This window comes from Roseomonas sp. TS2 (assembly GCF_058833935.1).
The window spans coordinates 1-10286 of record NZ_JCACVY010000161.1; the positions used below are offsets into that span (position 1 = coordinate 1).

General features: G+C 73.8%; 9 protein-coding genes. 4 read left to right on the forward strand and 5 right to left on the reverse strand.

All coding sequences use genetic code 11. From position 1 onward, the window contains the following. The 4 genes from ACZJYS_RS19270 to ACZJYS_RS19285 form a co-directional block, all read left to right on the forward strand. Positions 1-1186: alpha-E domain-containing protein (locus tag ACZJYS_RS19270; RefSeq protein ID WP_493179980.1), on the forward strand; the 1186-nt coding region annotated here is incomplete at its 5' end. Then, a complete protein-coding gene (locus ACZJYS_RS19275; protein ID WP_493179981.1) occupies positions 1183-2046 on the forward strand; it encodes a transglutaminase family protein in 864 nt (287 codons plus the stop codon). The genes ACZJYS_RS19270 and ACZJYS_RS19275, both read left to right, overlap by 4 nt. A gap of 140 nt (positions 2047-2186) precedes the next feature. Continuing rightward, positions 2187-3359 carry an OpgC family protein gene (locus tag ACZJYS_RS19280; RefSeq protein WP_493179982.1) on the forward strand — a complete coding sequence of 391 codons (1173 nt, stop codon included), beginning with the start codon at positions 2187-2189 and terminating at the stop codon, positions 3357-3359. A 17-nt stretch (positions 3360-3376) separates the two neighbouring features. Then, the gene (locus ACZJYS_RS19285; RefSeq protein WP_493179983.1) at positions 3377-4129 is read left to right on the forward strand and encodes an SGNH/GDSL hydrolase family protein; all 753 of its coding nucleotides are present in this window, start codon (positions 3377-3379) and stop codon (positions 4127-4129) included. Between the two features lie 21 nt (positions 4130-4150). Here the strand turns inward: ACZJYS_RS19285 and ACZJYS_RS19290 are convergent, their stop codons facing one another. From ACZJYS_RS19290 to ACZJYS_RS19310, 5 genes are all read right to left on the reverse strand, one after another. Further along, on the reverse strand, positions 4151-5359 hold the full coding sequence (locus ACZJYS_RS19290; RefSeq protein ID WP_379651826.1) for a Zn-dependent hydrolase: 1209 nt from the start codon (positions 5357-5359) through the stop codon (positions 4151-4153). A gap of 100 nt (positions 5360-5459) precedes the next feature. After that, positions 5460-6479, reverse strand: coding sequence for a CorA family divalent cation transporter (locus ACZJYS_RS19295; protein WP_493179984.1), 1020 nt, complete (start codon positions 6477-6479; stop codon positions 5460-5462). Positions 6480-6620: 141 nt separating this feature from the next. Next, positions 6621-7394 carry an SDR family NAD(P)-dependent oxidoreductase gene (locus ACZJYS_RS19300; protein ID WP_493179985.1) on the reverse strand — a complete coding sequence of 258 codons (774 nt, stop codon included), beginning with the start codon at positions 7392-7394 and terminating at the stop codon, positions 6621-6623. Next, a complete protein-coding gene (locus tag ACZJYS_RS19305) occupies positions 7391-8374 on the reverse strand; it encodes a 3-hydroxyacyl-CoA dehydrogenase family protein (RefSeq protein WP_493179986.1) in 984 nt (327 codons plus the stop codon). The genes ACZJYS_RS19300 and ACZJYS_RS19305 overlap by 4 nt, the downstream gene beginning before the upstream one ends. Before the next feature lie 5 nt (positions 8375-8379). Beyond that, complete coding sequence (locus tag ACZJYS_RS19310) at positions 8380-10050, reverse strand: thiamine pyrophosphate-binding protein (protein WP_493179987.1); 1671 nt, start codon at positions 10048-10050, stop codon at positions 8380-8382. Positions 10051-10286 lie beyond the last annotated feature (236 nt).

Here is a 10286-nt window from a genome sequence, read left to right on the forward strand (position 1 = left end):
GATGCCGGGCGGCCTCGCCCGCGTGCCGGGCGATGCCGAGGCGCTGGCCGGCCGCCTGCCGCAGCAGGGCCTGGCCAAGGATGTGTGGGTGCTGGCCGAGGAGGGCGCCGCGATCCTGGGCCCCGCCGCCCTGCCCCGCCAGCCGCTGCCGATCCGCCGCGCCACGGGCGAGCTGCCCTCCCGCGTGGCCGACAACATGTTCTGGCTCGGCCGCTACGTGGAGCGGCTGGAAGGCGCGGCGCGGCTGATGCGCGCGGCGCTGGCGCGGCTGGAGCGCGGCCCGCTGCTGCCGCGCGAATTCGCCGAGCTGACGGCGCTCTCCGCCGCGCTGCGCCATGCCGGGCTGGTGCAGGCCGAGGACATGCCGAGCGGCGCCGCCAGCGGCGCGCTGCAGGCGGCGCTGTGGCGCGCGCTGCGCGAGGGCGGCGCCGTCGGCCGGCAGATGGCCGAGATCGCCCGCCTCGTCGAGGCGGTGCGCGACCGGCTGACGGGCGACATCCACACCCTCTTCACCCTGCCGCTGCGTGCCGTGCAGGTGCAGGCGGCGGCGCAGCACCGCGGCCAGCAGGGGCTGGAGGAGGCGCTGGCCGGCGTGCTGCGCTACTCCGCCGGCGTGGCGGGCGCGGCGGCGGAGAACATGGTGCGCGCCGGCGGCTACGCCTTCCTCGACCTCGGCCGGCGGGTGGAGCGCGCCCAGGCCATTGCCGCGCAGCTCGGCTTCGCGCTGGACCAGCCGGCCAGCCGCATCGAGGGCGGGCTGCGGCTGGCGCTGGAGCTGTGCGACAGCGTCATCACCTACCGCAGCCGCTATCTCGGCGTGCTGCAGCCCGCCCCGGCGCTGGACCTGGTGCTGGCCGACCCCGGCAACCCGCGTGGCCTCGCCTTCCAGCTCCACGCCATCCGCCGGCTGCTGACCGACATCGATGGCGGGCCGGAGCACGACCTGCTGCCGCAGGCCGAGGCGCTGCTGGCCACGGTGGAGGACATGCCTCTCGCCGTGCAGGCGGCGCGCGACCCGGCGCTGGCGGCCGTGCAGATCGCCCCGCGCCTCGCCACGCTGGCGGGCGAGGTCGCCGCCCTGTCGGACAACATCAGCCGCCGCTACTTCGCGCTGCTGCCGCCCGCGCAATCGCTGGGGCAGGAGATGGCGGAGGAGCCCTCCGTGCTGTTCTGGAGCGCCGCATGAGCCTTTGGCGCATCCGCCACGCCACGATCTACCGCTATGCCGAGGCGGTGGACATGGCCAGTCACATGCTGCACCTCTCGCCGCGCCCGCTGCCGCACCAGCAGCTGCGGTGGGAGACGCTGGCCTGCGCGCCGGAGCCGGCGCGCGTCTCCTCCGGCCTCGACCATTTCGGCAACCGCGTCACCTGGCTGTTCCTCGACCGGCCGCATGCCCGCTTCGAGGTGGTGGCGGAGGCGGAGATCGATGTCGCCTTCCCGCCGCCGCCGCCCGCCGCCGCGACCCCGCCCTGGGAGCAGGTGGCGGCCGAGGCGGCGCGCAGCGGCCCGGTGGCGGAATTCACCTTCCCCTCCCCCCTGCTGCCGGAGCATGCCGGGGCGCGGGACTACGTGGCGCAGTCCTTCACCCCCGGCCGCCCGGTGCTGGCGGCGCTGCGGGAGGTGACCACGCGCATCTACCGGGACTTCGCCTTCCGCGCCGGCGTCACCGGCATCGCCACCCCGGTCTCGCAGGTGCTGGCGCAGCGTGCGGGCGTCTGCCAGGACTTCACCCACCTGATGCTGTGCGGGCTGCGCGGCCTCGGCCTGCCCGCGCGCTACGTCTCAGGCTATATCCGCACCCTGCCGCCACCGGGCGGCACCAAGCATCTGGGCTCCGACCAGTCGCACGCCTGGGTGGGGGCCTGGCTCGGCCCGGCGCATGGCTGGGTGGACCTCGACCCCACCAACGACCTGGTGGTGCGCGACGAGCATGTGGTGCTGGGCTGGGGCCGGGACTTCCACGACATCTCGCCGCTGCGCGGCATCATCCTGGGTGGCGGCCGGCACAGCCTGGAGGTGGCGGTGGACCTCACCCCCGCCTGAGCGGGGCACGCCACACCGCCTCTTGACCACCCGCACCCTGCAACGGCAACGCCCGCGCCCTATTTCCATCGCGAGGCCGCCCCGCGCCACCGCCCGCCATGGCCTGCGCCGTGCCGGCCAAGAACAGCAGGAGATGTTCCATGGCGGCCGCTCCGCCCAGCCCGTCGGCGTCGCCCGGCACTCTGCTTCCGCCCGGACGCGACACCGCACTGGATGTCTGGCGCGGCCTGGCGCTGATCACGATCTTCATCAACCATGTCTCCGGCAACATCCTGGAGAATGTGACGCACAAGAATTTCGGCTTCTCGGACGCGGCCGACCTGTTCGTGATGTTCGCCGGCTACGCCGCGGCGGCCGCCTATTTCAGCCGCTATGCCATCGGCCAGCGGCTCGCCGTCTCGCTCAAGGTGGCCAGCCGCGCGGTCAGGCTCTACACCACGCACCTGGCGCTGGTGGTGCTGGGGGGCGCGGTGTTCGCGCTCGGCGTCATCCGCACGGGCGATTTCGGCCTGTTCTCCGTCATCGCGCTGGAGCCGCTGATGATGGACCCGGCCGAGGCGCTGGTCTCCGCCGTCACCCTCGCCTACCAGCCCGGCTTCCTGAACATCCTGCCGCTCTACTTCGTGCTGATCGGCATGCTGCCGCTGCTGCTGTTCGTGGCCTCGCGCGGCCTGTCGCTGGCGGTGGTGCTCTCGGCGGCGCTCTACACGGCGGCGGGGCTCACCGGCACCAACCTGCCCGCCTACCCGCTGCCCGGCGGCTGGTTCTTCAATCCGCTCTCCTGGCAGTTCCTGTTCGTCATCGGCTTCGCGCTGGGGGCGCGGCGCAACCGGCTGGGCGCCGCCATGCCCTATCACCGTGGCGCCTGGTGGGCGGCGCTGGCCTATCTGGTGCTGGCGCTGGTGGTGATGCGCGGCCCCGGCCTGCCGCCGGCCGGCTGGATCCCGCTGCTGCCGGATTTCCTGACGGTGCCGGAGAAGCAGTTCCTGTCCGTGCCGCGGCTGCTGCATGTCCTGGCGCTGTGCTACGTGGTGGCGCACTCGCCGCTGCAGGGCTGGGCGCGCGGCCTGCCGGGGCGCCACCCGCTGGCGATGATGGGGCGCCATTCGCTGCCGGTGTTCTGCACCGGGCTCGTGGTCAGCATCACCGGCGTGGCGCTGAAGCAGACGGGCTTCGACGGTCCGGTGTTCGACATCGCCTATGTCACCGCCGGGGTCGCCACCCAGATGCTGGTAGCGCGGCTGCTGAGCCTCACCGAGAAGCGGCGCGGCGGCAGCCCGGCCGGCCTGCCGGCCGCGGTGCAGCCTTCCTGATGCGGGCCGGCCGGAGAATGGCGGCGCTGATCGGCGCCGCGCTGCTGGCGGCGGCCCCCGCCCGGGGCCAGGCGCCGCCGCCGGTCGGCACCGACAACGTCCCCGCCGCCTGCACCGTGCCGGACGAGTTGCGCGACCTCGGCCGCCCCCTGCCGCGCATGGCCGGGCTGCTGAAGGAGAAGCGGCCCATCCGCATCCTGGCCATCGGCTCCTCCACCACGGCGGGGGCGGGGGCCTCCTCCCCCAGCCATGCCTATCCGCCGCGGCTGAAGGCGGCGCTGGAGCGGCTGCTGCCCGGCATCGCGGTGACGGTGCGCAACAACGGCGTGGGTGGCGAGGTGGCCTCCACCACCCTGGCCCGCATGCGCGTCTCGGTGGAGGAGTGGCAGCCGGACGTGGTGCTGTGGCAGCTCGGCACCAACGACGCGCTGCGCGGCATCACCCCCCAGGCCTTCACCCAGGTGCTGCGCGAGGGGGTGGAGCTGGTGCAGCGGCGCGGGCTCGACCTGGTGCTGATCGACCCGCAATCCTTCCCCGGCATCCGCGACGCCGACCGCTACGAGGATTTCGTCGAGGGCATCGCCGCCGTGGCGGCGGAGAAGCGGCTGCCGCTGATGCGGCGCTACACCATCATGCGCTTCTGGCAGGCGCTGCCGCAGCCGGTGCTGATGCTCTCGGCCGACGGCTTCCACATGAACGACCTTGGCTACCAGTGCATGGCCGAGGTGCTGGCGGGCGGCATCGCCCGCCGCGTGACGGCGGCGGACTGAAGGCCCGCCGCCGGCCTCGCCTCAGTTCGAGCCGGCCAGGAAGCGCGCCGCCGCCTCCGCCAGGACCTCGATGCCGAGCGCCAGATCCTCCTCCTTCGTGTCCTCCGCCCAGTGGTGGCTGATGCCGCCGATGGAGGGGACGAACATCATCGCCGCCGGCATCACCTTGGCGATGTACTGCGCGTCGTGCCCGGCGCCGCTCGGCATCACCTGCCAGGCGCCCGGGGCCAGCGCCTCGGCCGCGGCCGAGAGGGCGCGCATCATCCCCTCGTCGCACAGCGCGGGGGTGGCCTTGGCGACGCTGACCAGCGTGGTCTCGCAGCGCTCGCGGCGGTTGCTCTCCTGCACCAGCCTGCGCAGCCCCGCCTCCATCTCGCGCAGCCTGTCCATCGACACGTCGCGGAACTGGAACAGCACGTCGGCGCGGCCGGGGATGATGCTGGGCGCGCCCGGCTCCAGCGTGATGCGCCCCGTGGTCCAGGTGCTGCGCTCGCCGCAGAAGCGCGGGAACTCGGCGTCGATGGCGGCGAGCAGGCGCACGGCGGCGAGGCCGGCATCGCGCCGCTCGGCCATGGTGGTGCCGCCCGCATGGTCCTGCTGCCCCTCCACCAGCAGCCGCCACTGCCAGATGGCGACGATGCCGCTGACGACACCGACCTGAAGCCCGGCCCGCTCCAGCTGCGTGCCCTGCTCGATATGCATCTCGAAGAAGCCCTTGTAGCGGGCCGGGTCGATCCGCAGGCGCGGCAGGCCCTCCAGCCCGGCCGCCTTCAGCGCCGCGCGCAGCGGCGTGCCGTCCGTGCGGTTGCGGCTGCGGTCGATCTCCTCCTCGGAGAGTTCGCCGATGATGGAGCGGCTGCCGAGGAAGCCGCCCTCGAAATGCCCCTCCTCGTCGGCGAAGGCGCAGACATCGACGGGCAGGCCGGCGCGGGCCAGCGCGAGGCCCGCCACCACGCCGAGCGCGCCATCCAGCCAGCCCGCCTCGTTCTGGCTCTCGATATGGCTGCCGACCAGCAGGTGCGGCCCCGCCCCCTTGTGCCGGCCGAAGACGTTGCCGATGCCGTCGATCGAGGCCTCCAGCCCCACCGCCTCCATCTGCCGCATCAGCCAGCGGCGGGATTCCATGTCCTGCGGCGAGTAGGTCGGGCGATGCACGCCGGTCCTGAACGCGCCGATCCGGCGCAGTTCGTGCAGGTCCTGGAGGAAGCGGGCGGAATCAGTCTGGGGCATGGTCTCATCCGGCGAGGTCAGGATTGGGCAAGGTCTGGCTGTCGGGCTTTCTCGCAAGAGCCGTGCCGGCCAGCATGGACCGGGAAGCGCGCGCCGGGAACTACCGGCGCCGCCGCCCGAGGATACCGAGGCCGAGCATCAGCCCCAGCGCCAGCACGGCCGAGGCCAGGATGGCACCCAGCGCCCACCAGAAGCCGCCCGCTGCCTCGGTGCCGGGCAGATCGGTGGTGTTCATGCCGAAGATGCCGGCGATGAGGCTGGGCGGCAGCAGCAGGGCGGTCAGGATCGACAGCACCAGCAGGCGCCGGTTGGCCTCCTCCGCGACCAGCGAGGCCAGCTCGTCCTGGGCGATGCGGCCACGGTCCTGCAAGCCCTGGGTCACGCGCAGCGCCATGCGGAGCCGGCGTTCCATCAGTGCCGGCGCATGGCCGGCGGCCTCCAGCCAGCCGCCGGGCGCCTCGGCCAGCTCCTCATAGGCCAGGGCCAGCGGCTCGATGCGCCGGTGCAGCAGCAGCGCCGCGCGGCGCAGGCCGGAAAGCTCCGCGCGGCGGTCATCCTCGCCCCGCAGCAGCTCCTCCTCGATCCGGTTCAGTTGTGCCGCGATGCCGGCGCCGCAGCGCCCGACGCCGGCCAGCACCTCGCGCAGGATGCTGTCCCAGCGCGCCGCCGGCCCGGCGCCCGGCATGGCCACGATGCCGCGGTGATGCGTCGCCCGCATCGGATGCCGCCGCGCGGTGATCAGCAGCGCCGGCGTCAGCGCCACGGTCAGCAGCCCCATCCGCTGCGGGTCGGGCTCCGCCCCGTCATCGTGGTGGAAATCCGGCACCGCGCCGGACAGCACGCCCTCGCGCAGTTCCAGGTGCGGCGCCTCGGCCCGCTCCAGCAGCGCCTCCACCGCGAAGGGCGGCAGCGCGCGCGGGGCGTGGGTGGCCAGGGATTGCAGGAAGGGCCGGGCGCGGGTGTCGGTCAGGTCGAGGTGCAGCCACAGGCCGCCCCCCTCGGGGTGCCGCCGCAGCAGCGCATCGACGGCCGCCTCGTCGAGCGGCGCGTCGCTGTCCGGGTGCCATCCCCAGATCAGGCCGTAGCCGCGAGGCGGCCTGATGGCGGGCGCATCGATCATGCGGCGGAATCTCTCCCCGGCCATGCCACGGCGCAGGGAAGCCCAGGCCATGGCGGAAGGCAATCCGCCCCATGGTGGGCGGCGCGCCGGCGCGGCAAGAACTTTCCATGTCCGGCCCGCGACGGCGCCCGCCTGGCGGCCTCAGCGCGATTCCAGCGTCAACCCGCCATCGACCACCACGGTCTGCCCCGTCACCATCGCCGCCCCCGCGAGCAGGAAGCCGATGACCTCGGCCAGGTCCTCCGGCTGGCAGCGGCGCTTGAGCAGCGCCTTGTTGGCCGAGGCCGCGCGGCGCTCCTCCGTCCATTCCACCATCCAGGAGGAATCGACCGCGCCCGGCGCCACCGCGTTCACCCGCACCTCGGGCGCCAGGCCACGCGCCAGGTTCTTGGTCAGGCTGACCACGCCGGCCTTGGTGGCGCCATAGGCCATCGAGCTGCCGGGGCTGTCGAGCCCGGCGATGGAGGCGACGTTGACGATGGCCCCGCGCGCCGCCTTCAGCGCCGGCGCCGCCGCCTTGGCGCAGCGGAACACGCCGAGCAGGTTCACCTGCAGCACCGTCTGCCACAGTTCCTCGGTCAGCCGCTCCAGCGCGGAGGGCGGAATCAGGCTGCTGGTGCCGGGGGTGCCGGCGTTGTTCACCAGGAAGTCCAGCCGCCCGCCGAGATCGGCCACCGCCTGCTCCACCATGCGCGGTCCGTCCGCCGCGTCGCCCACATTGCCGGGGGCGGAGAGCACGTCATGGCCGGCGGCGCGCAGCTCGGCCACCACCTGGGCGCCGCGCGGGTCGTCGGCCAGGTGGTTGATGGCGACGCGGCAGCCGCCCGCGGCCAGCAGCTTCACCGTGGCGAGGCCGATGCCGGAGGCGCCCCCCGTCACCAGCGCCGTGCGGCCGGAGAGTTCGTAGCGGATCATGTGGGCTCCTTGCTGGGCGAATGCGCGTATCCGGCCATCGGGCCGATCGCGCGGAAGGCGCGCTTGAGGGCGAGCAGCCGGCGGTCCCGCTCGGCCAGGATGGCGGCGGGATCGTAATCCTCTCCCGGGGGGCCCCAGTCGTAGAGGCCGCGCCCGGCCATGACGCCGGTGCGGCCCTTGGCCAGCGCGGCGTCCAGCGTGGTGCTGTGGCCGCTCGGCGTGGGCGGCGTGTACATGCGGTTGGCCAGCGCCTGGGCGGAGAGCGGCAGGCCGGTGAGATCGCCCTTGGCCATCTGCCCCAGCAGCAGCATCCGCAGCGCGAGGCCGTGGATGATCGCCTCGTCGATCTCCTGCGGCGTGGCGTAGCCCTCGTCCATCAGCCGGTAGCATTCGAGGGAGAGCGCCGATTGCAGCCGGTTGGCGATGTAGCCGGGCAGGAAGCGGCGCATCACCAGCGGCACCTTGCCCATGGCGGCGAGCATGGCGCGCACCTCCTCCAGCAGCGCCTCCGGGCATTCCGGGCTGCCGACGAGGTCGACCAGGTCGACGAGATAGGGCGGCGTGTACCAGTGCATGATGATGGCGCGCGGCAGCCGCGCCGCCGGCATCAGCGGGAAGACGTCGAGATAGGAGGTGTTGCTGGCGAGGATGGCGCCGGGCGGCATCAGCCGGTCCAGTTCGGCGTAGAGGGCGCGCTTCGGATCGGGCTTCTCGATGATCGCCTCGATCACCAGCTCCGCCTCCGCCACCGTCTCGGCGAGTCCCTCATGCAATGTGACGCGGGCGCGGAGCTCCTCCGCCGAGAGGCCGCCCGCCTCGCCGGCGGCCTCCAGCGTGGCGCGGGCCTTCTCCATCAGCCCAGGCGCACGGGCCAGCGCCTCGGCGCTGGTATCGGTCAGCGTCACGCGGTGGCCGCCGATGGCGAAGACCAGCGCCAGCGCATGGCCCATCAGCCCGGCGCCAATGATGGCGATGTTCATGGGGTTCAGCCTTCCGGGGTCCAGGGCTCGGGCGCGCGGTGGTCGATGCCGGTCATCACCTCCACCACCACCGTCTCGTCCGATGCCATCGCCTCGCGCAGGGCGGGGCCGATCTGCTCCGGCCGCTCGACGCGGATGCCGCGCAGGCCGAAGCCGGCGGCCAGCGCGCAGAAATCGGTGTGCTCGCCGAAGCGCAGCAGCGTGCCCGCCACCTCCGGCCGGTTGCCGGCGGCGCGCACCAGGTTGGGCCAGCCCTGGCCGAAGCCCTGGTTGTTGTTCACCACCAGCGTCACCGCGATGCCGCGGCGCTTGGCCGTCTCCAGCTCGGTGAGGTGGTAGTAGAGCGCGCCGTCGCCGCTGTAGCAGACCACCTTGCGCGCCCCCGCCGCGCATTTCGCGCCGAGCGAGGCCGGGAAGGCCCAGCCCAGCGAGCCGGCGGCGCGGAGATATTGCTGCCCCGTGCCGTTGAACTCGATGAGCGTGCCGGTCCAGATGCCGGAATAGCCGGTATCGGCCACCAGGATGCCATCCTCCGGCAGGGCGGCGGAGATCTCGGCGCAGAGCCTGGCGGGGTCGATCGGCGCCGCGTCGCTCGCCAGGCGCGGCGCCATCTCCTGCCGCCACGCCGCCACCAGGGCGGCGGCCTCGTCGAGGAAGGCGCTGTTGCGCTCCGGCGTGCCGAGCACCTCCAGCAGCGCCTCCAGCGTCGCGCGCGGGTCGCCGCAGACGGAGATCTCCGCCGGGCAGCGGTCCAGCTCCAGCGGGTCGGCGTCGATCTGCACGATGGGCGTGCCGGGCGCGGGCACGCGCCAGGCATGGGTCACCTGGTCGCCGCCGTCGCTTCCCACCATCAGCACCAGCCCGGCGCCATGCACCACCTTGTTGGCCGGCGGCGCCGAATAGCTGCCGACGACGCCGACATGCAGCCGGTGCCGCGTCGGCACCAGCCCGCGCGCGCCGAGGCTGGTGGCGACCGGCGCCTGGAGGCGCGCGGCCAGTTCCATCAGCTCCGCGCCGCAGCCCGAGAGGGCGGCGCCGTCGCCGGCGACGATGGCGATTCGCGGCTCCTCCAGCAGGCGGCGGGCGAGGCGCGCCACGTCGCCCGCATCGGCCACGGGGCGGTGGCGCGGCGCGGTCCAGGCGGAAAGGTCGGCCGCCTCGGCGCCGGTGTCGCCCTGCTCGACGATCTCGGCCATCAGCCCGTTCAGGTCGAGATGCACCGGGCGCGGCGGCGCGGCGGTGGCGGCGGCCCAGCCCTGGCGGAACAGGCGCGGCAGGTCGGAGGCCGCCTCCACCGCCATGCCCGCCTTGGTGACAGGGGCGAAGAGCGGCGCGTGCGCCACCTCCTGATAGGCGTTGCGGTGCTGGGCATGGGGCGGCTTGCGGCCGGTCAGCGCCAGCATCGGCACGCGGCCGAGCCAGGCATCCTGCAGCGCCGCCGCCAGGTTGGCCGCGCCCACCGACTGCGCGGCGACGATGCCGGGCCGGCCCGAGACGCGGGCATAGCCATCGGCCATGTAGGCGGCGCCCTTTTCCGAGTGCGCCAGCACCGGCTGCACCCCTTGCGCCTCCAGCGCCATCAGCGTCGGCCGCAGCACGGCGTCGATGAAGAAGACATGGCTCTGGCCGGAGCGCGCGATGCTGCGCGCCAGCCACTCCCACCCTTTCAGGCTCATGGCGTCGTTTCTTCCCGTTTCCTCATGGGCGGTCAGCCTGCCCCCGGGTGGCGGCGCCGGCAACCCCTCCGGCCTGCCATGTGAAGCCCGTGCTTGCCTTTGCCGCCCCCCTCCGCTACCGCCCCGCCATCCCATGACCCAGCCCAGCACCCTTCCCGACCGCCGGGATGCAGGTCCAAAGCCCGAGCTGCGGGCGGAGGATTTCGACTTCGCCCTGCCCGAGGCGCTGATCGCCC

Coding starts and splice junctions, on each gene's coding strand:
- ACZJYS_RS19275 (WP_493179981.1), top strand. CDS start 1,183: ATGAGCCTTTGGCGCATCCGCCACGCCACGATCTACCGCTATGCCGAG.
- ACZJYS_RS19280 (WP_493179982.1), top strand. CDS start 2,187: ATGGCGGCCGCTCCGCCCAGCCCGTCGGCGTCGCCCGGCACTCTGCTT.
- ACZJYS_RS19285 (WP_493179983.1), top strand. CDS start 3,377: ATGGCGGCGCTGATCGGCGCCGCGCTGCTGGCGGCGGCCCCCGCCCGG.
- ACZJYS_RS19290 (WP_379651826.1), bottom strand. CDS start 5,359: ATGCCCCAGACTGATTCCGCCCGCTTCCTCCAGGACCTGCACGAACTG.
- ACZJYS_RS19295 (WP_493179984.1), bottom strand. CDS start 6,479: ATGATCGATGCGCCCGCCATCAGGCCGCCTCGCGGCTACGGCCTGATC.
- ACZJYS_RS19300 (WP_493179985.1), bottom strand. CDS start 7,394: ATGATCCGCTACGAACTCTCCGGCCGCACGGCGCTGGTGACGGGGGGC.
- ACZJYS_RS19305 (WP_493179986.1), bottom strand. CDS start 8,374: ATGAACATCGCCATCATTGGCGCCGGGCTGATGGGCCATGCGCTGGCG.
- ACZJYS_RS19310 (WP_493179987.1), bottom strand. CDS start 10,050: ATGAGCCTGAAAGGGTGGGAGTGGCTGGCGCGCAGCATCGCGCGCTCC.